Source organism: Phocaeicola dorei, from assembly GCF_013009555.1.
Taxonomy (GTDB): Bacteria; Bacteroidota; Bacteroidia; order Bacteroidales; family Bacteroidaceae; genus Phocaeicola; species Phocaeicola dorei.
Genome location: NZ_CP046176.1, coordinates 122,933 through 149,663 on the forward strand (window position 1 = coordinate 122,933; position 26,731 = coordinate 149,663).

23 protein-coding genes, 1 tRNA gene and 1 pseudogene are annotated in these 26,731 nt (G+C 39.9%); 15 read left to right on the plus strand and 10 right to left on the minus strand.

Going from position 1 to position 26,731, the window contains the following annotated elements; all coding sequences use genetic code 11:
• Window positions 1–3 precede the first annotated feature (3 nt).
• The gene (locus GKD17_RS00440; protein ID WP_007834478.1) at window positions 4–369 is read left to right on the plus strand and encodes a cation transporter; all 366 of its coding nucleotides are present in this window, start codon (window positions 4–6) and stop codon (window positions 367–369) included.
• Between the two features lie 298 nt (window positions 370–667).
• On the opposite strand, the gene GKD17_RS00445 is transcribed toward GKD17_RS00440, so the two are convergent.
• The 10 genes from GKD17_RS00445 to GKD17_RS00490 all read right to left on the minus strand — a co-directional run bounded on the left by GKD17_RS00445 (window position 668) and on the right by GKD17_RS00490 (window position 10,505).
• A complete protein-coding gene (locus GKD17_RS00445; protein ID WP_007834480.1) occupies window positions 668–880 on the minus strand; it encodes a helix-turn-helix domain-containing protein in 213 nt (70 codons plus the stop codon).
• A gap of 273 nt (window positions 881–1,153) precedes the next feature.
• Complete coding sequence (locus GKD17_RS00450; RefSeq protein WP_007834481.1) at window positions 1,154–1,789, minus strand: DUF2975 domain-containing protein; 636 nt, start codon at window positions 1,787–1,789, stop codon at window positions 1,154–1,156.
• A 12-nt stretch (window positions 1,790–1,801) separates the two neighbouring features.
• Entirely contained in the window at window positions 1,802–2,449 is a 648-nt protein-coding gene (locus tag GKD17_RS00455; RefSeq protein ID WP_007834482.1) for a DUF2975 domain-containing protein, read from the minus strand.
• Window positions 2,450–2,464: 15 nt separating this feature from the next.
• Complete coding sequence (locus GKD17_RS00460; protein ID WP_007834483.1) at window positions 2,465–3,292, minus strand: CPBP family intramembrane glutamic endopeptidase; 828 nt, start codon at window positions 3,290–3,292, stop codon at window positions 2,465–2,467.
• Window positions 3,293–3,382: 90 nt separating this feature from the next.
• Entirely contained in the window at window positions 3,383–5,278 is a 1,896-nt protein-coding gene (locus GKD17_RS00465) for a S9 family peptidase (protein WP_007834484.1), read from the minus strand.
• 28 nt (window positions 5,279–5,306) lie between these two features.
• Window positions 5,307–5,594 (minus strand): hypothetical protein, encoded by a 288-nt coding sequence (locus GKD17_RS00470; protein WP_007834485.1) that lies wholly within the window; start codon window positions 5,592–5,594, stop codon window positions 5,307–5,309.
• Window positions 5,594–6,016, minus strand: a complete 423-nt coding sequence (locus GKD17_RS00475) for a DUF3836 domain-containing protein (RefSeq protein WP_007834486.1) — start codon at window positions 6,014–6,016, stop codon at window positions 5,594–5,596. The genes GKD17_RS00470 and GKD17_RS00475 overlap by 1 nt, the downstream gene beginning before the upstream one ends.
• Before the next feature lie 296 nt (window positions 6,017–6,312).
• Window positions 6,313–7,233 carry a bifunctional riboflavin kinase/FAD synthetase gene (locus tag GKD17_RS00480; protein WP_007834490.1) on the minus strand — a complete coding sequence of 307 codons (921 nt, stop codon included), beginning with the start codon at window positions 7,231–7,233 and terminating at the stop codon, window positions 6,313–6,315.
• Entirely contained in the window at window positions 7,233–7,847 is a 615-nt protein-coding gene (locus tag GKD17_RS00485) for an HAD family hydrolase (RefSeq protein WP_007834493.1), read from the minus strand. The genes GKD17_RS00480 and GKD17_RS00485 overlap by 1 nt, the downstream gene beginning before the upstream one ends.
• 27 nt (window positions 7,848–7,874) lie before the next feature.
• A complete protein-coding gene (locus GKD17_RS00490; RefSeq protein ID WP_007834495.1) occupies window positions 7,875–10,505 on the minus strand; it encodes a calcium-translocating P-type ATPase, PMCA-type in 2,631 nt (876 codons plus the stop codon).
• A gap of 156 nt (window positions 10,506–10,661) precedes the next feature.
• On the opposite strand from GKD17_RS00490, the gene GKD17_RS00495 reads away from it, so the two are divergent.
• The 14 genes and pseudogenes from GKD17_RS00495 (at window position 10,662) to GKD17_RS00555 (ending at window position 26,730) form a co-directional block, all read left to right on the plus strand.
• Window positions 10,662–10,735: transfer RNA gene (locus GKD17_RS00495), tRNA-Ile, on the plus strand.
• Window positions 10,736–11,355: 620 nt separating this feature from the next.
• Window positions 11,356–12,849 carry a tyrosine-type recombinase/integrase gene (locus tag GKD17_RS00500; RefSeq protein ID WP_170272821.1) on the plus strand — a complete coding sequence of 498 codons (1,494 nt, stop codon included), beginning with the start codon at window positions 11,356–11,358 and terminating at the stop codon, window positions 12,847–12,849.
• A 12-nt stretch (window positions 12,850–12,861) separates the two neighbouring features.
• Complete coding sequence (locus GKD17_RS00505) at window positions 12,862–14,106, plus strand: DUF6043 family protein (protein WP_032936077.1); 1,245 nt, start codon at window positions 12,862–12,864, stop codon at window positions 14,104–14,106.
• A gap of 176 nt (window positions 14,107–14,282) precedes the next feature.
• Complete coding sequence (locus GKD17_RS00510; RefSeq protein ID WP_007834499.1) at window positions 14,283–14,600, plus strand: DUF3853 family protein; 318 nt, start codon at window positions 14,283–14,285, stop codon at window positions 14,598–14,600.
• Window positions 14,601–14,604: 4 nt separating this feature from the next.
• A complete protein-coding gene (locus GKD17_RS00515; protein WP_007834500.1) occupies window positions 14,605–15,981 on the plus strand; it encodes a virulence-associated E family protein in 1,377 nt (458 codons plus the stop codon).
• Window positions 15,982–16,114: 133 nt separating this feature from the next.
• Window positions 16,115–16,462: a hypothetical protein gene (locus GKD17_RS00520; protein WP_007834502.1), complete on the plus strand. Its 348-nt coding sequence runs from the start codon at window positions 16,115–16,117 to the stop codon at window positions 16,460–16,462.
• 51 nt (window positions 16,463–16,513) lie between these two features.
• Window positions 16,514–17,047, plus strand: a complete 534-nt coding sequence (locus GKD17_RS00525; RefSeq protein WP_007834505.1) for a hypothetical protein — start codon at window positions 16,514–16,516, stop codon at window positions 17,045–17,047.
• A gap of 33 nt (window positions 17,048–17,080) precedes the next feature.
• A complete protein-coding gene (locus GKD17_RS23110) occupies window positions 17,081–17,209 on the plus strand; it encodes a hypothetical protein (RefSeq protein WP_007834506.1) in 129 nt (42 codons plus the stop codon).
• Window positions 17,210–17,383: 174 nt separating this feature from the next.
• Window positions 17,384–17,782, plus strand: coding sequence for a plasmid mobilization protein (locus tag GKD17_RS00530; protein ID WP_007834508.1), 399 nt, complete (start codon window positions 17,384–17,386; stop codon window positions 17,780–17,782).
• Window positions 17,783–17,797: 15 nt separating this feature from the next.
• Window positions 17,798–18,991, plus strand: a complete 1,194-nt coding sequence (locus GKD17_RS00535) for a relaxase/mobilization nuclease domain-containing protein (protein ID WP_007834510.1) — start codon at window positions 17,798–17,800, stop codon at window positions 18,989–18,991.
• Between the two features lie 24 nt (window positions 18,992–19,015).
• Window positions 19,016–19,557, plus strand: a pseudogene (locus GKD17_RS00540) (hypothetical protein).
• A 214-nt stretch (window positions 19,558–19,771) separates the two neighbouring features.
• Complete coding sequence (locus tag GKD17_RS00545) at window positions 19,772–19,978, plus strand: helix-turn-helix transcriptional regulator (protein ID WP_007834513.1); 207 nt, start codon at window positions 19,772–19,774, stop codon at window positions 19,976–19,978.
• A 27-nt stretch (window positions 19,979–20,005) separates the two neighbouring features.
• The gene (locus tag GKD17_RS00550) at window positions 20,006–25,111 is read left to right on the plus strand and encodes an ATP-binding protein (protein WP_007834515.1); all 5,106 of its coding nucleotides are present in this window, start codon (window positions 20,006–20,008) and stop codon (window positions 25,109–25,111) included.
• The gene (locus GKD17_RS00555; RefSeq protein WP_007834517.1) at window positions 25,093–26,730 is read left to right on the plus strand and encodes an ATP-binding protein; all 1,638 of its coding nucleotides are present in this window, start codon (window positions 25,093–25,095) and stop codon (window positions 26,728–26,730) included. Before GKD17_RS00550 ends, GKD17_RS00555 begins: the two co-directional genes overlap by 19 nt.
• The last annotated feature ends 1 nt before the right edge of the window (window position 26,731 follow it).

The following is a 26,731-nucleotide window of genomic DNA, read 5'->3' on the forward strand; positions in this document are numbered from 1 at the left end:
ATTATGAGAACAAAATTAATCGCTATTATGGCAGCTGTCTGCTTTACTGCCACTTGCTTTGCAAAAGACATTAAAATTGTAGTTTTAAACACTGATCCTCAGATGCACTGTGCCAACTGTGAGAGCAAGATTAAGAACAATATTCGTTTTGAGAAGGGTATAAAAGAAATTGAAACAAATTTGGCGGATAAAACGGTTACTATTAAGTATGATGCTGATAAAACCACGGTAGAAAAAATAATTGCTGGATTTGCCAAGATTCATTATACAGCTACTGTTGTTGAAAATGAGAGTAAGCAGAAGGATGATCTCCGTGGCAAACAGCCGAAAGCAGATGAGGATGGTTGTAAACAAGAAAGAGGAAAATAGATGAGATGCTATGTGATAAGAGGGAAAAAACGATGGAATGGATATTTTGGGAACTCTTTTGCACCACTTCGTGGCTTTAAATGACTGATAAATAAGATGCTATATCAGAGTGGAAAGGGGTTTAACCACCTAGTGGAAAAAGAGGAAATATCAATCTTGGTTAAAAACTTTATTATAACTGCATCATAAAAAGACTCCGCATGAAGCAATTAATCTTTAATTGCTTCATTGCGGGGGGTATGGGTGAAGATGAGAGAATTTTATAGTGTTCGAGTGTTTGTGTATGTGACTGTTTATATCATTCATCTTCTTCCCTATATTCTAGAATATCTCCAGGTTGACAGTCTAGTTCCCTGCAGATAGCCTCTAAGGTTGAGAAGCGGATGGCTTTTGCCTTCCCGGTTTTCAGTATGGAGAGGTTGGCAGGCGTCAGATCTATCTTTTCGGCTAAATCTCCTAGCGAAATCTTTCGTTTCGCCATCATTACGTCTAAGTTTACTATAATCGGCATAGGTTAGTTATTTTGGGATTTATTCGGGTTCTCATCTAATGCGTGCCACCAAAAGGTGTAGCGTTGTGTTAGTCTTTTAAAGGCATACAGACAGAAGCAAGTCCATCCAATGTTGATTGATATCCTCACTGCTTTGTTGTCCAACGATGGATGCAACACAAGGAAATAGATGAATGAACTTACAAACAGAGTGGTTGTCAAGGAAAGCATTAAATAAAAAATGCTTTTCCCTTTTGAGGGTAGAGTATTCTTTTCTTTCATAACTTTTCTTTTTTAAATGGTTAGGTCTTGTTCCTCTTTCATTTTTACTCCGATAGCAAATATCTCGGCAAAGAGGATAGGGAGGATTATTGCCACCCAGTCGGGGGAATAACCAACATAGCTGATGATTTTGTAACCCGGTATGCTAATTTGATTCATAGCTGCGCTTCCTGTTAGCCATTCTCCGATGGCTGTGAGAATTTTTAAACTTGCGCTGGTATATGCAAACCAACGTAGGCGTAGCACATTGGCTGGTGTAAATACTTTGCGGCGTGAGATGGAGATGAGCAGCCGGATTAATGAGTAAAAACCGATTAGAAAAAAGAATAGTCCGGGTATGGCTAACCCTATGACAAGGATATACCAGGCCGATGGCTTGGCATACGTTTCTATTTCAGTTACTGTATAAGGAAGTGGACTATCTACACGGTTGTTGTTCAGTGAATCGACTGTCGTTCCAGATAATGGCTTTACATTTAGTTTGACACGGGTTATCATGTGGTGTCCGGATTCATACATCTCTGTTGCACCGCTTTGTCCTTCTTCAAATCCCTTTTTGAAATCTTTCCAATCTTCATCCAATCCTCCGATGAAATTTGCAAGTATTGCAATAATGGCTATAATACCTAATATCCTGAACTTCTTCATACCGTATGATTTTTATATGGTTAAATCTTGTTCTTCTTTCATTTTCAATCCAACAGCGAATACTTCAGCAACCAGCAATGCGATGAATCCCAATATGAAGGTTGGTTCGGAAAACGCAAATATATTAGAGTATTCACATCCCTTGAGTTCCAAAACTTGTGCCGCTTCATAGTTCCCGATCATGATGGTGGTAAAAGAACAAATGAATAGAAGTATCAGTGACACACCCAGCTTGCGGAGAAATTTGACGTTCTTCCAACTGAAAATGTCACCACGGTTGATATTTCGGATCAAATAGAAAAATTGTATCAGGCAGAAGATACTTGCTAGGACCGAAATTAAGGTAGTGATTCCATTCGCCGTTCGGGATAGGCTGCTTCCTGTTGTCGGGGCTTCTATCAAACTTATGATTGGTTTGATGGAAGCCTGTGAGGAATTTTTCAGATTTGTCACGCTTCCTGTTTCTGCAAATAGGTCAGAAGGTATCGTACAAACTATTTTGTAGTCGGATATGTTAAGCTCCTTCCCTTTTTCTACACTTTCATATCCGGCTTTAAACCCGGCACTGACGGCTTGAACCATCAGACTGATTACCGTGGAAGTAGAAAGGAGCAGGCCGATAAGTACGCAGGCACAGAGAAGATTGAGTCTCTTTTTCATGATTGGTTGTGTTTGTTAAATGGTTATATCTTGTTCATTAATAGCTTTGACTTGTATGTTGGTAGGTTTCGGCAAGTATTTGTTCAGGTAGAGATACATACCTATAAAAACGATTATGGCTAGTACTAAGAGAATGTAAGTGATTGTTGTGCCCAAGGTCTCCATAGTCGTTTGGCTGAGTTCCTCTCGGGTGGCTGTGAACATGGTCCATGCGCCGAATGAGTTGTTGATAATGTGTCCCACAATACCTGGAACTAAACTTCCGGTGCGATAATATAACCATCCGAAGAGCAGACCGATGAGAAATGCAAAAGGTATTTGTGCAGGATTGCCGTGTATGATCCCGAATATGAGTGCGGAAACCAGTATGGCCCATTTAGGTGACCATCCTTTTCTTAGTAAATGTCCTTCTATAGCTCCACGAAATAAAACTTCTTCCAAAATAGGGACGACGATAGCAATGCTGAGAACACCGAAGATATTATGGCTCATCGAAATAAATAGTTCTTGATTAGTGTCTGTCAGATCGAGCGCTTCATTTAATATTCCTGCTATGAACTGTGCGGATAGCAGGAGAGGGATGCACAAGAGAATGATTTTTTTTGAAACTTCATACATACTCTCTTTATTGAACTTGACATAGTGGAAATGTACCAAGTGCCATGTCATGGCTAATGCGGAGAGTAACATACCGATGGATATTGCTATTGTCCCGGGGCGGAAGTTGGCTGTAATATCTGCTCCGCCGATAAGAGCAATGGTGGCATCGGTCCCGGTTGCCAGAAAAATGAATAGTAATTGATAAGCCAGATAGTAAAGTATCAATTTAATTGCACGTCCCATAATAATCTGTTTATTGGTTTAAAATTTTATTGGGTTGGAAGTGTGTCAAAATGATAGGTCGTTTTCATTTTGACACACTCTCAATGATATTTATTTTTTCAGGTGAGCATCCAGGAATTTCTCCATGGCACGATAGAAATCGAATTTGTTCTCTTCGTTATGGAAACCGTGTCCTTCGTTGTCTTTTACCATGTATTCTACTTCTATACCGCGTTTTTTCAGCGCTTCCACCATTTGGTCGGATTCTGCTTTATTCACACGCGGGTCGTTAGCGCCTTGTGCGATAAAGAGAGGAGCTTTGATTTGGTCTACATGAAATACAGGTGAATATTTTTCCATCATTTCTTTATCTTTCACAGGATCACCTACCATTTCATACATCATGTCCAATAAGGGTTTCCAATAGGGTGGGATAGTCTGCATGAAGGTGAACAAGTTGGATACACCCACATAGTCGATGGCACATGCATAAAGATCAGGAGTAAAGGTGACCCCTGCCAATGTTGCATATCCGCCATAGCTTCCGCCGTAGATGGCTACACGTTTCGGGTCGGCGATTCCTTTTTTTATCAACCACTCTACGCCGTCGGTGATGTCGTTCTGCATGGTTTGTCCCCATTGTTTGTAGCCCAGTTCGGTGAATTTGCGTCCATAGCCGGTTGAGGCTCGGAAATTCATTTGAAGAACAGCATAGCCACGGTTGGCAAGGAACTGTACTTCCGGATTATATCCCCAGCTGTCACGTGCCCACGGCCCCCCATGCGGATTGACTACTACAGGCAGATTTTTGGCATTCTCCATGGTGTATCCTTTCGGGAGAGTGAGGTATCCTTCAATGGTCAGACCATCCCGGCTGGTATAGGTGATGGGATGCATCGGGACCATATCTTCTTCTTTAATCCAGGGAGCCAAGTCAGCTATTTTAGTTAGTTTGTCTTCTTTTACATTATAGGTATAATAAGTTCCATAAGTGCGGTCGCCTCCAGCATAAATAATACGGATATTTTCGCTTTTATCTTCGCTGGTGGTGTTGATATCATAACCTTCCAGTTTCTGTTCCAACTTGGTGCGGATAGCTTCTTCGTTTTTATCGAAGTAATGACGGATAGTACCTTTGTGTCCGGTACAGGATACAGAGATTAATTTCTTTTTCAGTTCAGAATAGCCTAATCCGGAAATATCATATTTATCATTGGTGTAAAGTACTTCTTTTTCCTCACAAGTAGCCGGATCCATTAGGACGAGGGCGGTCTTGTCCCGTCCGATGTTGGTCAGGGCATAAACCATTTTATTGTCGGGGGTGAAGGTGGCAAAGCTTACCGTTTCCTTGAAATTGGTAGTTAGTACCGGACGGAAGGGCTGCTCTTCCGTTTCGCGATAGAGAATTTGGGTATTTACTCCGTCTACAATAGCTAAGGCTACACGCAGTTTTCCGTTATGGTCAGTCATCCATCCTTGTATGTTTCCGGGGTTCTCAGCTAATTGGGTCAGTTCACCGTTATTGAGATTCAAGCGATAAGGATCAAATACTTGTGGATTACGCTTGTTCAGACCGATGATGACCAGTGAGTCGATATTTTCCAACGGATCAATGATAGTAGTCCTTACCTTGGGGAATGCGGTATATGCTTTGGGGTCAGTACCGTCTACATTGACTCCGTAGAGCTGAAAGTTTTCATCGCCGGCAGTATCTTTTATATAAAGTATCCGATGACCGTTTGCCCACATGCTTCCTGCAAGGTCCCGTACCGTTTCTGAAGTGATTCGGGTTGCTTTGTCTGAACCGACTTCTTGTACGAATAAGTTCAGGCGGTTTTCATACGGAGCCATATATGAGAAGTATTTGCCATCCGGTGAGATTTGGTATCCCGCTTTTTCAGGATTCTTGAAGAAGTTTTCTAAAGGAACTTGTGCATTGGCTTCGGAGGCGAAACCGAGTGTTACCAGTAAGGTTGTTGCGGCTAAAATGTGTTTTAATGTTTTCATCTTGATGTATTTTAAAGTTGTTATTTTATCAGTTTATTAAATTTTCAATGGCTTGTTTACAAGGAACGTACCAATGTTCAATGAATAGGATGAATAATATTAAAAGAAAGATAATCTCGGACTTTTGTTGTGCTCTTTGTGCCAGAGGAGTATTTAATGGAATTTCAACCAGAATGAGTTTTCCAAAAACTATTCCCATGAGCATACCCAGAGCTAGACCGATTGATGGATATACAAATCCGATAATCATTCCAGTACACACTCCGATGGTTTGCCATCGGTTGGTTATACTGTTCTTTTGAGTTTGTGCTTCCATTATTTCTTGTCTTGTGTGTCGGCCAGCAAATTTATGTTGCTGTCTTCACGGTAAATACTTTGTTGTTTGTTGTTGTTGAAGGTGCTTTCCTTGACGTTCCATTCGGCATAGTTGAGTTTGGTTTCATACGCTCCGGGAGTTACTGTAAGTAAATAAGCCGGTTTCCACAGTTCCCGATAAGCATCCCAGCGATAGGCTTTTTTCTCAATTACCTGACCATTTTCATCGTGTTTGTACTCATACTTCAATTTGCGTGTCAATGTTTTGCCGTCTTCATTCAGTGTATACACTGTTGTGTTTGTGTCGTCTTGACCGTAGATGTACTTCGTGTTTCCTGTTTGTGCGTTTGCTGTTGTTGTACAACTCATCATTACTACTGTGATTGCTGCTACTAAACCTGATTTAAATACTGACTTTTTCATTTTACTTTGTGTTTTAAATGTTTGTGTTTGTTCTTTCTTGTTTTTCGATATTCATTTATCGTTTATCGATATGCAAATGTACATCTTATTTTGATACTACAAAAGAAAAACAAGAAAAAATTATCGAAAAACGATAAAAATATATCCTTTATCATACTTTATAAGACAAAAATGAATGAAGAAACGTTTTTTATGCGAGAAGAGAGAGGGTGGAAGGGGAGGTTGCATATTTCGGGAAGAAAACCATTTATATATTTCTTTCAGAAAAGTAAGTGCACTTGCTTTTTTCCGTCATATTAAAGAAGAATTTTAGCGGTTTTCTCCCTGTCTTTGTGCATTTGGGCAATGAGCTCGTCTATTGTGCCATATTTTTCTTCAGGGCGAAGATACTTTACGAACTCTATGCGCATTTCTTTGTGGTAGATATCCTCCGAGAAATTGAGGATGTTTACCTCGATACTTACATTGTTGCCATTATTGATAGTAGGGCGGTGTCCTATGTTCAACATTCCTGCCCATTTTTTCCCCTCCACATACACGTATACTGCATAAACACCTTCCGAGGGAATTAATTTGTCGCTACAATCCACTTGCAAGTTAGCTGTGGGGAACCCTATTTTTCTGCCTACTTTGTAGCCATCTACCACCGTTCCATCCAGATAATAGTTGTACCCTAGAAATTGGGCAGCCTGACTTACTTTGCCTTCTTTTAACAGCTGACGGATGACTGAGGAGCTGATTTTATCCTCTCCGTCTGTATAAGCTCGCGCGCGTACCATATATATATTTAATTCCTCGCCATAACGGCAATAATCTTCAAAACTTTCACTGCGGTTGTGGCCGAAACGATGGTCATAGCCTATAACTAAGGTGTGAATATTGAATTTGTTACGTAGTAACTGCATGAATTCCCGGGCCGAAAGCAGCGAAAGTTCTTGTGTAAAAGGAAGAAGGAGGCAGTAATCTACTTGCGTTGTTTCCAGTAACTCAAGTTTCTCCTTGGGTGAAGAGAGCAGTTGTGGATGATAAGTGGTTTGTATCACTTGTCTGGGATGCATAGGAAAAGTGACCAATGCAGAATATAATCCATCCTTGTCTGCGACCTCTTTTACTTGATTGATAAGAAAGCGGTGTCCACGATGCACCCCGTCAAAGAAGCCGATAGTGGCAACTGAAGGGGGTAATGCTTGATGGTTTATATCTGATATTATTTCCATTATTCAAAAAGTGAACTTAAATTTTCTCCAATATGATAGTGATGGGATTGTATACCAAGTGACATAGCTGCCTGGCAATTAGCTTCCGAGTCGTCTATAAAGAACGTTTCTTCAGGCAGGATGTTTGCCTCTTTCATCATTTGCTCATAAATGTTTTTTTCAGGCTTGGCTTTATGCATCTCGAAAGACAGAAAAGTATCTTCAAAAAAATCATTTACGCGGAAACCTCGATAACTGAACATCTGCTCGCAGGCATACTCCCAATGTATCCGATTAGTATTACTAAGCAGATAAACCATATAGTGTTCGCGCAATTCTAGTAATAAGTCCAGCTTCTCACGAGGAATATCAAGTAGCATCAGGTTCCACATATCATCAATTTTACGATCGGTCAGCGATTCGCTGGCCTCCTTGCGAATGGCTGACCGGAATTCTTCCGGACTGATCTCACCTAATTCAAATAGGGAAAAGAAACCTTTCCCCTTGAACTGGCATACCTGTTTCTCGATATCTTGGAATCCTGCTTTGCGAAAAGCATTCAGGCAATTGTCAAAATCCAGATTTATTAATACTCCTCCTAAATCAAAAACGACATTTTTAATCTTACTGTCCATAACTCTTTATGTGCTTAATTCTCTTTCTTAGTTTTTCTTCTGTATTCGTTTTATCCAACGGTGAATTTCACCAATCCACAATACGAATGACGTTCCTGCGATAATATAAATCCAAGTAATAAAATCCATAGGTTCGGTACGGAATACTTTACCTCCGAATTCGACAATCAGAATTTGTCCGACCAAAATAATGATAGCTACACTCAGCATACCCAATGCATGACGGGAATCCTTAAATACAGAATGGTTGGTCCCGAAAACACTGGCGTTGAACAGATTCCAGAATTGTAGCATCACGAAGATTGTGAAAAATTGTGTTAAAGCTTGTCCTACTAAATCTGCTGGCATCTGTTTGATAATGACAATTAATGTCATCAGTATAGCAAGGAAACAGAAGCCTACGCCTAGTATATTTTTGCGCATGACCTTAGTGATGATGAAGTCGTCGGTCTTGCGTGGCTTTTCATTCATGACATCGGCACTGGGGGGGATAGATGCCAAAGCCATGGCGGCAAAAGTATCCATGATAAGATTTACCCAAAGCATCTGTGTTACTGTTAATGGTAGTTCTGTACCAAAGAAAGCTCCTAATAAAACACTGGCTAAAGCGACCACGTTGATAGTCAGCTGGAATACGATGAAGCGCTGAATGTTTTTATAAAGAGAGCGTCCCCACATTACTGCGGTGGCAATACTATGGAACGAGTCATCCAGTAGGGTGATATCACTTGCTTCTTTGGCCACTGATGTACCGGTTCCCATGGAAAGACCTACTTGAGCATGATTCAGTGCCGGGGCATCGTTTGTTCCGTCTCCGGTTACTGCTACTACGGCTCCTTTTTGTTGCAATAGTTGGACCAAACGTTGCTTGTCCATAGGACGTGCACGACTCATAACTTTCAAGTCAAGTACGCGGTCCAAAGCTTCTTCATCGCTTAATGCGGCGAATTCTACCCCTGTTATGCGGTTCCGGTCTGTATCTTCAGGTTTCCATAGCCCTATTTGGCGAGCAATTTCAGTAGCTGTTCCCGGAGTGTCTCCTGTAACAATTTTCACACCAATACCTGCCGATTGACATTTTTGTACGGCTTCCGGTACATCTGGACGAATAGGGTCGCTAATAGCTACGATACCTAGGAAAATCATATTTCCTTCATTGACAAGCTCGGCACAATCATTGCCGGAGTTTTCAGGAATAAATTTGTAAGCCAACCCTAAGGTACGCATTGCCTTGTTCTGGTAGGCCAGCAAATCGGCATTGTAATGAGTCAGTTCCTCAGGAGAGAGGTTACATTTTCCCATTACAATTTCGGGAGCTCCTTTTATATAGAGTACCTTTTTCTGTTGAATAGGTGAATCTACTAATGTAGCCATGTACTTACGTTCTGTAGAGAAAGTAAGTTGATTGATTACTTTTGCATTTTCACGTAGTTCCAAATAGTTCTTGCCTTGTTCATTTAGCCAAAGCAATAAGGCTATTTCAGTAGGGTTACCCACTCCGGATGGTTTTTTGCTTTCTCCTGTTTCTTCAAGGAAAGCTGTAGAGTTGGCACTGATACCTTCGGCTATTAAATCTGCTTTGGTAGCATCAAGCTTCGCTTCATGTACCTGCATCAGGTTTTGTGTCAATGTACCTGTCTTGTCGGTACAAATCACAGTAATGGCACCCATTGTTTCGCAAGCATGCATTTTACGTACCAGGTTATTGGTTTTCAGCATACGGCGCATATTCAGTGCAAGACTTAAAGTGACACTCATCGGTAAGCCTTCAGGAACGGCTACTACAATTAAAGTGACAGCCATCATGAAGTATTTCAGTACAATGCGGGCAATTGCCATCCACCCATGCCAGTCAGTTATTTCATTTACGTTGAGGTAGGAGTAAAGATCTTTTGCTGTAAAAACAATAAAGGTGAGCGTGGCGATAGTAAAACCAATTTTTCCGATGAAACCGGCCAATTTGGTTAATTGGATATTCAATGGAGTTTCTTCTTCACTTTGTTCGGTAGCCTGACGTGCTACTTTTCCTATTTCGGTGGAATCTCCCACACGTTCTACCTTCATTATTCCATGTCCGTCAACCACTGTGGTGCCACGCATCACCTCATTGCTGGGGTAAGTGGTCTCTTCATCAAATAGTTCTTCATTGATAGTTTTGTTGACCATCAATTCTCCTGTCAAATTGGATTCATTCACTTGCAGGGAAATAGCTTCCAGCAAGATTCCGTCGGCAGGGATCTCTTCACCTGTATTCAGCACTACAATATCACCCACTACAATCTCTTTACGAGGAATTTCCCGTACTTTCCCATTTCTGATAACTGTGACTGGTGTTTCTTCACCTACAGCATTCAGTAAGTCGAACTTCTTGTTTGCGTCGTATTCAAAGTAGAATCCGATACCAGTTGCCAGAAAGATAGCAAAGAAAATACCGATTGTTTCCGCATACTCATTTTCAATAATGGAAATCACTAAAGAAAAGAATGCTGCGACTAAAAGAATACGTATAACCGGGTCGCGGAACTTTTCCAGATAAAGTTTCCACATGGAGGGACGTTTGGGAGGTGTCAGGAGGTTAGTCCCATGTTTCTCCCTACTGATAAGGACTTCTTTGTCCGAAAGCCCTGTTAGGGCTGTTTCCTGTTTTTTTTGTGCCATATGGCTTTGCAGAATTAATTAATGGAGCACAAAAATACAATTTATATCCTTACGAATTAGGGAATTAAATCTTTTTATCAAAATTTGGGCGCTAAATCTTGCAAGTTTCAGGAGAATATACTACTTTTGCAACTGCTAACAAGAAATTGTGAGCACGGACTTGTAGCTCAGTTGGTTAGAGCAACAGACTCATAATCTGGAGGTCCCTGGTTCAAGCCCAGGCTGGTCCACGAAGAAAATCAAGGAGTTACGAATTTCGCAACTCCTTTTTTCTTGCCTTTGCGTAAACAATGCGTAAACAAACTGTTTGAGTTGATTATGTTTACGCATAGAATTTCTATGAAACTCCATGCAATCCTAATTTCTCTATATACGGGGCAGCAGCATAAGATTGCGTTGTTTTCCACTCATTTGCCTGTTAAATAAGCTCAAATATATTCCATTTGCATATTTGCAAGAAAAAATATTGTAATTTTGTAAGTGTAACGCATTTATGGTAAGCCATGACCTCAATGGTGCTCTTTCTTGAAAAAGAAAAGTGAGTTTGCCTAACCTTCGTGGGAGGGTCATCCCATTCCGATGAATCGAAGCGTAAAGGGAGTGTTAGTCGGAAGGCACTCTATGACAAACGAAACGCGAGAGTTGCTTCAGGGGTTGAGACCGATTAGCATAAGCCCGGTTACCAGTCAGCGACGGAAGACAACGAGATTGCACCGCTGCATATAACGACAATGTTTTATCCTTCTAAGGATAGAGACTCCGTGGTTATATGCAGCGTTTTGTGTATGTACGCCTCACATTGCAAAACGGCTGTATTCAGAGGTTATGTTGAACATAAACAATGAATGCAATGGAAAAACTGACAAAATCCATGCCCCTTTTTAAAGAACGAAATTGTTCTGTCTCTATCGTGTTGGATTTACGTACTCGCAGGAAGAATGCGTGCGAGTTTCCATTATCTCTTCGTTTCACGATAGACCGCAAATTCTTTTATCTGACAATCGGAAGTTCTTTTACTGAGAAAAAGTTTTCGGACATCTGCAATGCGACTAAATGCAAGAGCGAAAACTACAAGCTTCAAAAAGAGTGGAAAGAGACCTTTGTCCCCAAATACAAGGAAGTTTTGAGTAATCTGAACAAGGGTGGCATTCTAACATTTGAGATGGTGCGCCAACGTATTATAGGTGAGGATGTGGTACTATCTGAAGAGAAAACAACCAAATCACAATCGTTTATCAGTATATGGGAACAAGTCATCAATGGTTTCAAAACAGATGATGATGGAGCACGTTTTACCACGGCTGAAAGTTATGAATGTGCGCTCAAATCATTCAGGAAAATACTTGGAGCAAATACAATTATGGGATTTTGCATCAGTGCGGCAGAAATCCAGAAATGGAAAGAGGGGATGCACAATGGGGTAAAAGACGAAAATGGTGCAATTGTTGGTAAAATCAGCGACACTACGGCCGGTATCTATTTGCGTTGTTGTCGTGCCGTATGGAATCGGTGCGTACATGAAGGCTTCCTTAAAGATGTTCCTTATCCTTTCTCCAACAAGAAAGAAAAAGGGCTTGTAAGTATTCCCAAGAGTGCAAAGCGTAAGCAGAGCTTCTTGAATGTTAGTCAGATGACAGAACTTTATAACCTTTTTGTCTCAAAGAAATATCCCGAACACTGGACGAAAGAATATACACAACGTGCACATTATTCATTAGGGCTTTTCCTTGCCCAATACCTTTGCAACGGTTTCAATATGGCTGATGCAGGTCGCTTGACCTATAATAGTTATTATTACCAGACAAAGGGCAGGGCTTTCCGTTTCAACCGAAAGAAAACTTCCCGAAGAAGCGCTGACGGTTCAGAGGTAATAGTTCCCATCATTACTCCTTTACAATATATATTGGACGAAATAGCCGCACCACCTACCAGGGATGGGCTAGTATTTCCAGAGATATTGAAAGGTGCAGAGACAGAAGAGTTACGCCGTAAGTACACCATGCAAGAAAATTCCAACGTAAAAGACCGCGTTATCAAGATTTGTCACGAGGTACTGCATTGGGACGAATCCATCTGTCCGTCAGGTACATGGTGCCGACACTCGTTTGCAACCAACCTGCATAATGCTGGAGTGGATATGGATTATATCTCTGAAAGCATGGGGCACGCTTCTTCTGACCATGCCATTACGCAAATCTACATTGAGCATTATCCTCTCGACATACAGATGCAGAACAATTCAAAACTGCTAAACTTGGATAACACTTCTGAAAGGGATGCTCTATTGGCAAAGTTGGCAAGCATGTCCACAGAAGAACTGCTCAAATTATTCAGACAACCTTAATCCGTAATGCTGATGATAAATTTCATAGAAAGGATAAAATCCTATTCCAAAAGGAAGGATGCGGCTGATATGGCTATCCGTGCATGGATATCAGCTAACGAAGACGTGTATGCCAACTTTTGTAAGCGCATAGATGCTGTGGCTAAAGGTGACATATCAGTTCTGATGGACATGTATCTGATGATGCGGGATTGCGTACCACCCGAAGCCTTATTGATGTATAACTGGCTCTCTGATTTTGCGAACGGCAAAGATGTAACAGCCATCATGAACCAACAATGGGCTGGCCAATATACCGAGACCATCGCCAAATGTATCACCAACAAGCGTTTGTGGATAGGCATCAATGTAAAAACGGGTACTGTAGAACTGATTACTTCTCCGAAATCAGGGCTGCTGATGATTCATTCTGAAACGCCTATTGAAATATGGAATCATCTGCCACAAGAGTTGAGGTCCTACTTGATTGGGCAATTAGATATGTTCATGAGAAACAGCAAAGGATGCTATCTGTTGAGCAAACTGGAAAGAAAAATGGTTTATCAGTTCCTGACCTATATCTCTCAAATTGTTTTCCTCTCTCATGCGGTATTCATTGGCGGGTTCATGGCTAACCTGTATGACCGTGTAATGGAAAAGAAAGAGGATTTGGCTTATTGCATGTATTATTTTGTAGTGTTTGACCATGGTCTGTCCCGTATGGCAAAGTTGCTTAATCGTCTGCTGAACAGTGAAGAGGTTGATCATGGCGATATGCTTTTGATAAAGTCATGTGTTACACTTCTTGTCAATAGAAGTGTAGAGATAGGTACAGAAACCAAAGCGGATTGGGAAAACACCGTTGAGAGGTGTAACCCAGAAATCTGGAAAGAAGTGATGTTCGCCTTACGAAAAGTAAAAGGCAGCCGTGGAAACAAGAAAGTGATACAGTCATTGGATGATATTCTTTTGGGCGACAAGGAACGTATCAAGCAGGGTATTCATTTGTTCCTTGAAGAGAATACCGAGAATATAAGCCTTGCATATTTATTGAAATCATTGGTAAAGTCCGGCAAGATAAAAGCATCCACAAGGTACATGACATTTCACCGTGCCATCGAACAATTCTTCCAACGACATTATGGGCACGATATACCGCAGAAGCGATACGGAGAAATCAAGGAACTCATTTTGAATTCGCCCCAAAGAGGAAACAGTTATACCAAGGCTAAACGAATAATAGACCGATGGACGGACTATTTTATCAATAACGGGTAGTTGGGAAATTCAGCTATCCGTTTTTCTGCAAACATCTGTTGTAATTCGGTCGGTAAATTTAAGGTATAAATAAACCGACCAACCCACAGAGTTTCACACACTACCTTTGCTTGCGAAATCGGTTTCACAGAGTTGAACCGAGGCTTAAAGTATTTAATCACCAAACAAGTAAAGGTATGGAAGAAAAACTCAATCTCAACCAACTACTCCAAAAGCCCATCGCCATGATGACAGGCGAGGAGCTATGTTTTCTCATCACCAAAAGCATGGAGAACACAGAAGTAGCCACTCCCCAGATGGCATCCAAAGGCAACTACTATGGCATCGAAGGAATCGCCCGTGTATTCGGTTGTAGCGTACCCACCGCAAACCGCATCAAGAAAAGCGGAATCATAGACAAGGCCATCACGCAGATAGGACGCAAGATAGTGGTGGATGCAGACCTTGCGCTGTCTTTGGCAAAAGAAGCAGGTGGCATTCATATAAAGGAGTAGTGGTATGGAAGACGATTGGAAGCAGAAACTGGCGACTGACAGTTACGGGAATCTTGCACGTTCCATCAGCAATCTCCGACTCATTTTCACAATGGACGAGAATCTCGGTCAGATAAGGTACAATACCTTTTGTCAGGATGATGTGTGTTTCAGCCCTTTGTTCCGTAATGTCAACGGTAACAAGATTGATGAGGAATCTGCCGGAAAGATACAGGACTATCTGGAAAGGACATACAGATTACGTCTGACACAGAACAAAGTGTTTGAAATACTGAAGACCACTTCTTCGGAACGCAGTTTCAATCCCGTGCAGGATTTCATCACCCAAGAGGCATGGGACGGACAACCTCGGATAGCTACAACCATCATTGATTATTTGGGAGCGGAGGACATACCGCTTGTCAGAGAACAGACAAAGCTTTGGTTTGTGGCTGCGGTAGCACGGGTATTCAATCCTGGTTGCAAGTTCGATAACGTACTGACCTTACCCGGGCCACAAGGTATTGGGAAAAGCACCTTTTTCAAAGCCATCAGTGGAAGATGGTTCAACGACTCGTTCTCTTTTGCCAGTGGTGATAAGGAGAAAGTGGAAACCATAACCAATGGTTGGATTATAGAAATCAGTGAATTGAACGGTTTAAAACGGGCGAATGATGCGGAAGCAGCCAAAGCTTTTCTGAGCCGATGCAGCGACTATATGCGTCCGGCTTATGGGCATAAGGTGGTGGAGTTCATGCGGCACAATGTCTTTGCAGCGACTACTAATGAAATGAACTTTCTGCAAGGAGACAATGGAAACCGCCGATGGTGGATTATTCCGGTCAAAGGTAACGGTCATGTGTCAGATTGGTTGGAAAGTTTGCAGCGTTCCGTTCCTCAACTATGGGCAGAGGCATATACCTATTATAAGCAAGGAATGAAACTCTATTTGTCGCCGGACATGGAGAATGAGGCCAATGAGGTGCAGATGCAACATTCCAACATTCTTGTTGACCCCATTATGGAAGATATTGAAATGTATCTGGAACGTGAGGTTCCAATCCAATATGCAAGCTGGATGATTCCGACACGACTGGCTTATCAGAAAGGAGCCTACTCAGAGCCAAATTCCACAATGACCTCACTCAATATGGTTTGTGCCCGGCAAATTATAGAGGAACTGCCCAATGATTTGGTCAGACGAAATTCGTCCAAATACACTTCGCAATACATCAACCGCCTGATGGCCATGATTCCGAACTGGAAGCGAAGTGAACAGGAGAAGGTCAAGGGGCTGCATCCAGCCTACTGCGATAAGACGGGACGGACGAAATACCCATGGGTGAGGGTGGACGCTCCAAGTGAAGAGTCCTGCGCGACACTGCCAAGGTTGCCATTCTAATTTCAAAATAAAGGGAAAAAAAACGAATGTCCCAATGTCCCTTTTGCCCTCGAAAAAAGAATAAAAATAGGAAGTAAGCAAAACAAGAAGTTATAAGAAATGCTTGGGACACGGGACAATATAAGCCAACAATATGAGGAAAGAAGAACTTATTAAACAGCTACAAGAACGTGACCTGCTGCTGGCAAATGCGGTCAGCCACATGGTGGAGTATATTCAAGACCGTTACCCTGCGGCATATCCAAGCAAGGCACAGACCGAAGCTGTGAACGACTACCTGCGGAGCGTCTATGCCGACGGGGACGGAAGTATGTCGGAACGGAACTGTGAACACCGCCGTATCGCTTCACAAAACATTACTATTGCTGCCATCCGTGTATTGGATAGTTATCAACTTGATAGGTTGCAAAACGTGCTTGACCACATAGCATACGACAAGGAGTATTATATGCCGGAGAGAGGATGCGGAATGCACCGATGACTTTCTCTTTTGGCTGCACCATTTATAAACCATCTTCAAAATTGACAGACGATGAAAACAAACTTGAATTATTGTATAGTGCTTTCGTCAGAGCAACTTGCATATCTGGCAGGGAGCAAGTATGGCATTGACCGCATGAAAATTCTGCACCAACTTATCGAAGCGGCAGTGCTGAAAGAAAACGATTATGCCATAAAAGGATTTTCCACAACCTTACAAGTGGGGCAAGCCATCCTTTCGGAAGTGGATTTATCCTGCAAGTTAGGCTATGACAAGAAGACCATATCCCGTGTACTTGACAAGATGAACCAATTGGGAATTGTCGCATCCACGCAGAGCAACCGAACAAGCGTTCATACCCTGAAATGTATATCGGCATGGATGTTGGATGGCAACCGAATAGACAATCCTTTCTATGTTCGACTAAAAGACCGGCAAGAAAAAGGAGCAAATGATTACGCACAATCTGATGATATGGTAACCGTCTTACCAATGACTCCACAGGAGGATTCGGATAGCCGTATGGAGGGAAATTTACCCAACTCGAATGAGTGTAGACAAACAGAAGTAATGAATGAAACCTAAGTTTCTGATGCAGTTTTTTCCTTCGTAGGCAAAATGCCTATTATATCAGACGAAGGCGAACTGCTCTCTCCATTTTCTTCTGTTCCTACCAATTCGGCTCCTCCACAGCCTACGGCAGGGGAAGAATCTAATGAGGATATTTCGGCAGATAGTCAGATTTAGTCATATTGGATATGGCGATGATGCCTATATTTTTGTGTGGGGTCTTGCAAGAAGTTCCTATGTCGCACAAATTTGCTGCGCTTATTCGTACCACATAGGCGTATTCCGGCAGTCGCAAGCTCCCACCGTGCTGTTCCTTTTTAGATTGATGTCTCACTCATAACATAACAAAACATGAAGAAGAAAAAGAATATCAGCAATGAAGCTGACGAAGAAAATGACAAGAAAGTTATAAAGCGTACCCTGCGACTTGAAGCCAGAGTAACGGAACAGGAATACGCCAGAGCGAAAGAACTTGCCAAGACCTGCGGTTTATCCATGAGCAACTATGTGCGCCGCACTGCTTTAGGGCAGCATCCACGGCAACGGTTATCTGAGCGTGAGGTAGAAGCCTTATGCAGTCTGACGGATGCAAGGGGCGACCTTATCCGTATTGCGGCAGCAGTAAAGTCCATTCAAGCGGATAAACGTGCAATGTATTTCAGCGATACCCGGTTTGTGGAACAATGGGTGAGAGCTGCTACGCAACTAATCAACCGCTGGAGCCAAATAGAGAATTATCTTACCGAATAAAATTCCTTACCCGTCATGATAGCAAAAGCCAGTACCATACCGCATGGCGCAAATGCCATAAGGTATTCCGTCAATAAAGACAGAGCGGATACAGTCAAAGCCAACCTGTTGCCCGATGACATTTCACCGGAAGCGATGTACGGTCGGATGATGCTCGTGCAGAAGATGTTTGCCGAGAAAATCAACAAGGGCAGACCTCTTGGCAGGAACGTGATAAGAATTGAGATTTCCCCAGCCGAGGAAGAAAGCCGGAACTGGAAGATGGATGATTGGGTACATTTAGCAAACGAGTTCATCCATGTATTTGACTCCATAGACCTTTCCGAGAAGACCAAGCGAGCATCATCAAAACAGACAAACCTCAAAGGTTCGCAGTACATCGTTGCCTTGCATCGGGATTCCAAAAGTGGTATACTCCATCTGCACATTGATGCCAACCGTGTGGACATGGATGGCAAAATCAACGATAGTCATAAGATTGGTAAGAGGGCTGTCATGGCTGCGAATATCATCAACGAAAAGCGTGGTTGGGTACAGTCTGAAGAAATCGGCATACAGCACAGACAGGAAATCACAAATTACTGCATGAAGATACTCCGTGAGATGGATAAGTTCAGTTGGCAACAATATGCAATGGAACTGACAAAACGAGGCTATAAAGTGCATCTACAAGAAGATGATAAAGGCAAGGTTTATGGTTATTCCATCAAACGTGGCAGCTCCAATTATAAGTCATCCGTGTTGGGTGTCGGTCGAAACTTGACTCCATCAAAGATTGAGGCTACTTGGGCAAAACTGTATCAGCAGGAAAGGAAGTCTGAGTCAACAAAATCTATTCCTCAACAAATACGGTCAGCAGATATTACTTTTATTTCACAGCCTGTTATAAAGCATTACGATATTGCGACAGACGAATATCACAGTTATCATGTGGATATTCCCGAAGCCGCTGACAATATTATCCAGCAGGAGTGTTCTTTGGAGGAAGCTCATCCGTTGGCCAAGATTGAAGAGATACAACACACGGCTCTTTTACTCTTTGCCGGGTATTTGGATGCAGCCACAAGCATGGCGGTTTCAAGTGGCGGTGGCGGTTCTGATACAGGAGGCTGGGGAAGAGACAAGGACGAAGACGGACTTAAATGGGCACGCCGCTGCGCACGAATGGCAAACAGCATGTGCAAACGCAGGAGAGGACTTCACAGATAATTCACCTTTTATAAATACAAGAACATGGGTATAGGAAAATCAAGGGGCACATCGCCCATAAATGTCAATGACATGCTGGAGAAGGTTGAAATCAACCAGCAAATTGAGACTGAAAAATCAGAAGTGGATAAACTTCTCGTAGAGATAAGAGAGGCAAAAGAAACACTGATAAAGTTCAATGAGGATTTAGAGAAGGCCATCGCTGCAGAAAGCCACATTGAGGGTGAGCTCAAAGCTGCTGTTGGCAGTTGTGATAATATAGTCAACTGCATCGCAATGCTATAGTAAAAGCAGAACGGGACACGAACTTTAAGGCACCCGGCACTCCTGAGCAACTTGCCCAACTTAGACAACTCATAGACCGTTCTATAGAAAGTTGGAATTCGGTGTTGGCAAATCACCGTGCCGAACAAACGAGGCTTATCACCGAGCATGAATCCAATATGCGCAAAATTCTCAGACAGAATGAAGGCGTTTGGTACTCGGACTTCTGGATGAAAGTCTTGGTGATATCCCTGCTTGTTTATACAATGGGGTTGGGACTGGTTGTATATTGTGTCACATGAAGCATCGCACATGATGATACTATCAATTTTACATAGTTCCTACACCAAAATTTAGCTATAGTATGATTTATATGGTTTACCCTCCTTTTATGGAAATAATAAAATCAGGGGGGCAATAATAGATTAATTTTCGACAAGCAGTCAGTATTATTGCAATTTCACAAGTCTTTTCAGAAGATTTTTATATCTTTGCATTCAACATTAAGAAATTTGCATGGAGAATTTAAATAGAATTAAAGGAGCATTGGCTGATGCTGGCAAAACAGGTGTTTGGCTTGCAAGTCAATTAGGAAAAGACCCCGTAACGGTTTCAAAGTGGTGCACAAACACCACACAGCCCGATTTGCAGACACTGGCAAAGATTTCGGATTTGTTAAAGGTCAACATTAAAGATTTGTTGGTCAATCGTAACATTTATTAATTGCTGACAAAATCAAAATAAAAAGGCATGAGTTGTATTAATTTCAACGAGATATCTTCGTTAATCACAAAGTGGCTTCAGAATTCCTCTATTGAATCTCTACAATTTACAGATGGCAAATTGGTAGAAAAAGCAATTGGTATTGTACTTTATCCCCATCAAGATAATGAAGATTCTTTATTTTTACAACTATGTGCTTTGAACTTTTTGAATGCTGTTATAAAAACAGAAGCATTCAAAAATAAATTGTCTAATGACTTGATCAAATCAAACGCAGCTAGACTGATTAAGACAGTTGATGTATTAAAAAACGATGAAATCTCATACTATTATAGTAAAGAGGAATATTGTTTATATATCAAGCTTGGAAGTATTGTATTTAGTTTTCATCATGTACCATTAACAACTGACGTTTTAAAAGCAAGTTTCGCGCCCCTTATTAAATGGCCTGGCATTCGACTTCAAAGAATAGCGCAGCCTCTGTTAAACTATGCTCTCTCAATGAATAACGAAATAGAGACAACGCCCATGGACATAAATGATGTAATAATAGACGAAGTTGTTGATTCTTCTTCTGTAAATGGCTTTAATTCTGAAAAAATCTTCAATAACGAAAATAATGCTACAGAAGATAATGGTATTGTTTCGGTTAGTGCTCAACGGAAGAACGTTCTTACAGCAATCGAAAAAAACACAATAAAACAACGCGTACTTTCTACTATTGATTCATATTGTTCTCCAGATTCAGAAGGATGGTACGACTTAGTCGAAATTGCTCCAAAGCTCAAGAATAATGGCATTGATTACACAGAATATGGCTTTAAGAAGTTGACTTTATTTTTAGAAGCTGTATTTGAGAATTCTATGCAAAGAAGAAATGAAGGAACTATGGTATATTTAAAATTCCCTTTGAATAACAGTCAAGCTAACTCCAACTCACAATGTATATTAAAAAAAGTGGATAATAATCAAGATTGTTACGATATTCTGAGTGGAGTTCAGGTGGGCGATAATGTTGAAATAAATAGTTTTGGGAACATAAAAGCTGGTATAATTAGTGTTCTAAACAAACATTTTGTTCAACTTGAATTAAAAGGTGGTCGTTCTATTAGAATTAAATGTGATTCAATAGACAGTATAGAGTCTGCGTTTTTATTTAATAACCTTATTGACCTTTCTTTTGCCAACGACATTATTAAAAACGTTCTTTTGTCAGAAGGATTATATACATCATCATTAATCAGGACGAATGCTACCATAACAATGGCAGAAAGTCGAAGAATATGGTTAGTAACCGACGATGGAAAGAATGCTTCTTGTTCAAAAGTAAGTCTTATAGGAATTAATAAAGAAAATCTTATAAAAGGTCAGCGAGTATTTGCATTTCCATTTAAAGGCGAAAAGGCATATTGTGTACTAATGGAGATGACATATTATGAAGTCTTTGAATGCTTTAAAAAGTTAATTTCGCAAAAGAAAGATAATAGTAAGGATATACAAAGAGCCCAGATATTTAGTCTTTTGAGATTCATTTTGGAGAATACTAATGCTCCTGAGAATCAAACTAAGATTAAACAGCTAAAAAAACAACTTAAATCATTTATTTCGTCACCATCTTTGTCATTAGATAGTTATGCTGACGATGACACATCTGATACTATTGCCTCTGTGATAACATCTACTAATAACCAAGAAGATGATTCTGCAGAGGTTCAGGCAGCTAATAACAACATTGAAGAAATGATTGATAAAGAACCCAATAAAAGACAGTCAGAAACTTCAAATGTGGAAATATATAAGCCGGAATCAACATCATTAGAGGGACCAAAGGTTATAGGATATATTAACCTTGACGAAATCCGGGATCCAAAGAAGAAAAACAAAAATGCATCTGAAGAAGAAAAGACTAAAGATACTGTTATGGTTGACTCCAAGAGCGAAATGCTACCATCTATGGGCAAAATTCTAAGGATGGGTCCCATGTATGGATGGATAAGCCAGAATAATCAAGAAGACAACTTGTATTTCAATACAACAGAACTAGTTTCTTATGCAGGTATTATTGAGGCTCCTTGTGTAGGTGATGAAGTCATATTTACACTGGGGCAAAATGCTCGAGGTGCAATGGCTGTATGTATCCATAAACAATGTGCCCGTGAAACTATTGAAGAACTAATTGAAAAAACTCAACGATATGACCCCAAAACTTGTGCTCGTCTAAAAAAATATATCGAAGATTTCGACAACTTGTTTACAAATACGATTGAGACTAACGAGAATCTTACATATTACCTAAATAGGATTGGAGTAAACATTAAAATGCCATTTTCTCCAAATGATGCAGAGAAACTATTTGCCGAAAAACTTTCTGCTGAAGAATACGCGAAGGGAATAAACTTGTTGATAGATGAAGTTATAAAAACTGATCCGTCAAAAAGTTATAATCTTTTTTTAAGATCCTTTAGCTATACCAAATCGCATAAAATGTATGATGTGTCAGAGTCTCTTATAAAAAAGGCTCTTGTTGTATTTAAAAAGCAAGATGGTAAAACAAAATATTTTAAGGGATTGCTTAAGACTATTAATACCTTGTCAAATAGAATTGAGATAACCGAGAAATCAATAGATAACATCATCAATTCTATTGGTCAATCATCCGTACATTTACCTTTATATGTAAAAAATGCTATTCTGAATCACAAAGATTTTAACGGAATCACCCCAGATCAGGAAACAATTAGAACCGGATTGTATAAAGAAGAGTATATTGATGAGGTAAAGGATTATATAAAACAAAACAATGCAGATGATTTAGCATATCTTACTTTAATCAAGCTTCAATTAGCTTTCCACATTGTTGGGTATAACCCAATGGAAGATGTTCTCAATTTTCTTTTAAGCCGAGCCAAGAACATTTTAGCTATTGGAGATGAAAAGTTGTATAGTGAAGTTAGATATCTCCTTAGATTATATTATCGTAATAGAAACTTTGATACCAACTTGGACTATACAGTTGGCCTGTACCTTATGACTTTAGGTGAATATACTCCATCTGACATTGAAATGTATACGAGTATGTGGAGGGTGCGAGAAGTACGAGCTGGATACAAACTTGCAGACTTGTTCAAGAAGGCTGTTGAGAGTGATGTTGACAATAAGTTAGACCTTGCTATGCTGTCTTATTCTAATCCTGCGATTAGACAACGAATTTTGAAAGAATATGAAAGCTTAGGTAAAAACTTCGATAGCATCGACGAGTTTCCTTCGTTACTTAAAGAGTTAAATAATAGATACATACAATATTCCACCGATCCTAGAATTAATTTCATGTCTTTTATTTCGTATCTTCAGACGAGTACAATATTACTGAATAGCGAAATGAATATTATTGAAAATGATTTTGACAAGATAGTATCTTTGGTTACAGATTTTAATATAGGTCAAAAATATACTTCAATACTTAATGCTTATAAGAATATTGATCAAAAGATTGCTAATATCACATCAAAACTATCTTCTAACCCCACTGAAATAGGATACGAAACTCTTTTGCCGTCTTTGAGTCTTTTGAAAAATAATATTTACTCAAAATTTGTAGAAATAGAGCAAAGGGTAAATCCTACAATCACCATCTCGATTTTGGAATCAGTAGTGTTGGAAGATTCCCAATCAGCAGAATTAAAAGTTGAAATTAGGAATTCTAGCGATAGTGCTCGTGATGTACATATAAATAGGCTTAAAGCATTTGGAGGCGATCTGACAGAGGCTAATACTGTAAACATTGATGTAAGGCTTTCTGCGGATGAAGAAAAAACCATAAGCATAGAACTACATATGTGTGATAGGGTTTTCAATGAGAACGCTGCAGAGGTAGAGTTTGAAATAGATTACGATGATATTTTCATCGCAACAGATCAGCGTGTACACGAAACAAAGATTGAAGGACGAACTATAAGATTCAATAAAGAAACATTTACTGAAATTGATAATAAGTTCCGCCATGCATCAGGTGGAGAAGAACTTGAGGCTGGCGATTCAATGTTCTATGGTAGAGAATCACTTATTGTTAACATTCAAAATGCCATATTAAACGGTTCTAAAAATCAGATCGCAATATATGGACAGAAACGTTCTGGAAAAAGTTCGTTGCTTAATCAGATTATTGGTAGGCTTGAGTCTACTGAGAATGGTTCTGTAATATGTGGTAAATTTAGTTTACAAGGACTCCCAGACGAAGAGTCTAATCCTGTTAATTGGATACTGAGAAATATTGCATATTCGTTATTACGTGGGATAAGAAAATCTCGTATCAAAAACATCGATAAGTCTATTTTAGAATTATTCAAGACTGAGTCTGATGCGTTTACTGCTTTAAGGGAATTTATAGAATACATAAACACGATTGTCGAATTGCAAAATAGTCACTTTGTAATTCTAATTGACGAATTCACTTACCTTTACCAACTAATTAAGGACGGGAAAGTCAGTGAAGACTTTATGAGAAGGTGGATTGCTCTCATAGAAACTCCTGATATCAATCTACAGACAATTGTTGCTGCACAAGATACCCTACCACATTTCATGAATGAAAGCTATGCTTCAAATTATTTCAACAAATTCAGCAAAGAGCCTCTGTCATATCTGTCTAGAGAGGAAGCTATTCAGCTTATTAAAGACCCAATCAAGAATGTTGTATTTCTTAATCATGCAGAAGAACTAATTTATGAATACACATCTGGAAGTGCATTCTTTACACAGATTTTCTGTACTAGGTTAGTGGATTATCTTAACTTCAAGAAATCTCGTACTGTAGGGAAAGAAGAAATTGAAACTGTTGCCAATCGTCTATGTACAGGAACTGACAGACTTGAACCTTCTACGTTTGAGTGTTTAACTAAAGAAGCCGATGGCTCGGATTTTTATGAGAGCGACAACAAAAGGATCCTTAAAGCAATCGCTGAGCAAACTAGGGCGGGCGGACATGTTAACATGGAAGATCTTGATGTTGATATGCCACAAGAACACATTAAAGAGGTACTAAACAATTTGTATTCACGTAGAGTCATTTCTAAACAAGGTGAAGATTATTCTATAAATGTTAAACTATTTGTAAAATGGATACTCAACAATTAAATGGTTTTAAGACTATGAATCTTTATAGAAATCCTTTTGCTTCTCCCACAGAGGAAGCAATAGGAACTGATTTTATTGGTAGAAAATCTGTATTAAAGAAAATGCATGAATATATTATTAATGCAGATAAAATTTCCAATTACCATATTGTTGGCTTGCCAAGAATCGGAAAGTCATCTCTCTTGAAAGCCTTCAAAACAATGATTCAAGAGAATCATTATTCACATGATTTGGTTGTTCTCTATATATCATTAGACGAGTGTGATAATTCAAATGACATGTGGAGAATAATTGGAAAGGGCATTCGCAAAGAACTAAAAAAACAATTTCATTCGAGTGATAAATACACTAACTTTATTGACGAATTGGATTTTGAGGATGTTGACGAGAATAATATTGATTACGAATATGTATGCTCCGTTGCTAGATGTATGAAAGCATCTGGTTTCTTGGGGTTAATCTTGATAGATGAGTTTGATAACTTTTCTACGATAGCAACAAAAGGAACTGTTGGACAGGTAAGAACTCTGTTTAGTGGTTCTGAATATGGACTTCGGGCAGTTGTTGCATCGAGACGAATGGTAGAAAGAATTGAAAAAGAGGTAGAAGGAGCTTTAAATTCTAACGTTTCTATTCTTGCATCAACTTTTGTTAATGGTTATAAGCTAAAAGCCTTCAATGAAGATGACATGAAAGATTATTGGGTATCGATTGAAGAGAAAATTGGTGTCGCTGTGTCAAATAGATACAAGGAAGAGACCGATTATTATGTTGGAACTCATCCCTGCTTACTAAATTTACTAAACGGAAGCTTTTGGGCTGAAAAAGAAACAAAAGATTACATTTGTGATGATGATTCGAATTTAAAACTTAGCGAAGAATTAATAAACAAATTACATGATTCTTTTAATTGGGCAGTATGGAGAGATATGGAAAAATGGCAATTATTGCGTTCTCTTATCTTGTCTACATGGGGACCTGATGATGAAATTCCAAACAGCGAATTATCAGAATTGGAACGTTATGGCATTATTGACAAATCTCAGTTTCTTTCCGAATCAAGTGGTCCGATACGAATTGCTATTTCTCGTTATTTTACCGAATGGATGAATCTTAAACGATATGTTTTGCCTTTTGGCGACGAATGGTCAAAAGCAGAAGGAAATATGAGAAAGATCGTCAAGTGTTTTTGTGATGATATGTATCAAGGATATGAATCTAAGATGATTAGTCATTTAGAAACTAAGAATGCAAATACGCTTGAAAAGAATGTTGATCCAAGATTCACAGCAAAAGGCCGCTTTGATGCTATGAAGAATAAAATGAGTAAGGCTATTAACAAGTATCCCGACATGTCATCTTCTATTATTGACTATAGTGACCCATCTGACTTGCCAGAGATATTCTTCAAGCGTGAATGGTCATGGTTTCAACAAATATTCTCAAAAACTTGGGATGAGTGGCGAGAAAAATTTGCAACTATGAATGAAATCCGCAATATAAAATTGCATAATAATCAAGGGGTTCCTCAAGTCCGCATTGAACTCGCAAAGAAATACTGCCATGAAGTAAATGAAAGAATAGAGTCATTTTTATCTATACGTGGGATTATTATTTAAA

What these genes read in the sequence shown, in the direction of transcription:
- GKD17_RS00440 (WP_007834478.1), top strand. Translation starts at nt 4, where the DNA reads ATGAGAACAAAATTAATCGCTATTATGGCAGCTGTCTGCTTTACTGCC.
- GKD17_RS00445 (WP_007834480.1), bottom strand. Translation starts at nt 880, where the DNA reads ATGCCGATTATAGTAAACTTAGACGTAATGATGGCGAAACGAAAGATT.
- GKD17_RS00450 (WP_007834481.1), bottom strand. Translation starts at nt 1,789, where the DNA reads ATGAAGAAGTTCAGGATATTAGGTATTATAGCCATTATTGCAATACTT.
- GKD17_RS00455 (WP_007834482.1), bottom strand. Translation starts at nt 2,449, where the DNA reads ATGAAAAAGAGACTCAATCTTCTCTGTGCCTGCGTACTTATCGGCCTG.
- GKD17_RS00460 (WP_007834483.1), bottom strand. Translation starts at nt 3,292, where the DNA reads ATGGGACGTGCAATTAAATTGATACTTTACTATCTGGCTTATCAATTA.
- GKD17_RS00465 (WP_007834484.1), bottom strand. Translation starts at nt 5,278, where the DNA reads ATGAAAACATTAAAACACATTTTAGCCGCAACAACCTTACTGGTAACA.
- GKD17_RS00470 (WP_007834485.1), bottom strand. Translation starts at nt 5,594, where the DNA reads ATGGAAGCACAAACTCAAAAGAACAGTATAACCAACCGATGGCAAACC.
- GKD17_RS00475 (WP_007834486.1), bottom strand. Translation starts at nt 6,016, where the DNA reads ATGAAAAAGTCAGTATTTAAATCAGGTTTAGTAGCAGCAATCACAGTA.
- GKD17_RS00480 (WP_007834490.1), bottom strand. Translation starts at nt 7,233, where the DNA reads ATGGAAATAATATCAGATATAAACCATCAAGCATTACCCCCTTCAGTT.
- GKD17_RS00485 (WP_007834493.1), bottom strand. Translation starts at nt 7,847, where the DNA reads ATGGACAGTAAGATTAAAAATGTCGTTTTTGATTTAGGAGGAGTATTA.
- GKD17_RS00490 (WP_007834495.1), bottom strand. Translation starts at nt 10,505, where the DNA reads ATGGCACAAAAAAAACAGGAAACAGCCCTAACAGGGCTTTCGGACAAA.
- GKD17_RS00500 (WP_170272821.1), top strand. Translation starts at nt 11,356, where the DNA reads ATGGAAAAACTGACAAAATCCATGCCCCTTTTTAAAGAACGAAATTGT.
- GKD17_RS00505 (WP_032936077.1), top strand. Translation starts at nt 12,862, where the DNA reads ATGATAAATTTCATAGAAAGGATAAAATCCTATTCCAAAAGGAAGGAT.
- GKD17_RS00510 (WP_007834499.1), top strand. Translation starts at nt 14,283, where the DNA reads ATGGAAGAAAAACTCAATCTCAACCAACTACTCCAAAAGCCCATCGCC.
- GKD17_RS00515 (WP_007834500.1), top strand. Translation starts at nt 14,605, where the DNA reads ATGGAAGACGATTGGAAGCAGAAACTGGCGACTGACAGTTACGGGAAT.
- GKD17_RS00520 (WP_007834502.1), top strand. Translation starts at nt 16,115, where the DNA reads ATGAGGAAAGAAGAACTTATTAAACAGCTACAAGAACGTGACCTGCTG.
- GKD17_RS00525 (WP_007834505.1), top strand. Translation starts at nt 16,514, where the DNA reads ATGAAAACAAACTTGAATTATTGTATAGTGCTTTCGTCAGAGCAACTT.
- GKD17_RS23110 (WP_007834506.1), top strand. Translation starts at nt 17,081, where the DNA reads ATGCCTATTATATCAGACGAAGGCGAACTGCTCTCTCCATTTTCTTCT.
- GKD17_RS00530 (WP_007834508.1), top strand. Translation starts at nt 17,384, where the DNA reads ATGAAGAAGAAAAAGAATATCAGCAATGAAGCTGACGAAGAAAATGAC.
- GKD17_RS00535 (WP_007834510.1), top strand. Translation starts at nt 17,798, where the DNA reads ATGATAGCAAAAGCCAGTACCATACCGCATGGCGCAAATGCCATAAGG.
- GKD17_RS00545 (WP_007834513.1), top strand. Translation starts at nt 19,772, where the DNA reads ATGGAGAATTTAAATAGAATTAAAGGAGCATTGGCTGATGCTGGCAAA.
- GKD17_RS00550 (WP_007834515.1), top strand. Translation starts at nt 20,006, where the DNA reads ATGAGTTGTATTAATTTCAACGAGATATCTTCGTTAATCACAAAGTGG.
- GKD17_RS00555 (WP_007834517.1), top strand. Translation starts at nt 25,093, where the DNA reads ATGGATACTCAACAATTAAATGGTTTTAAGACTATGAATCTTTATAGA.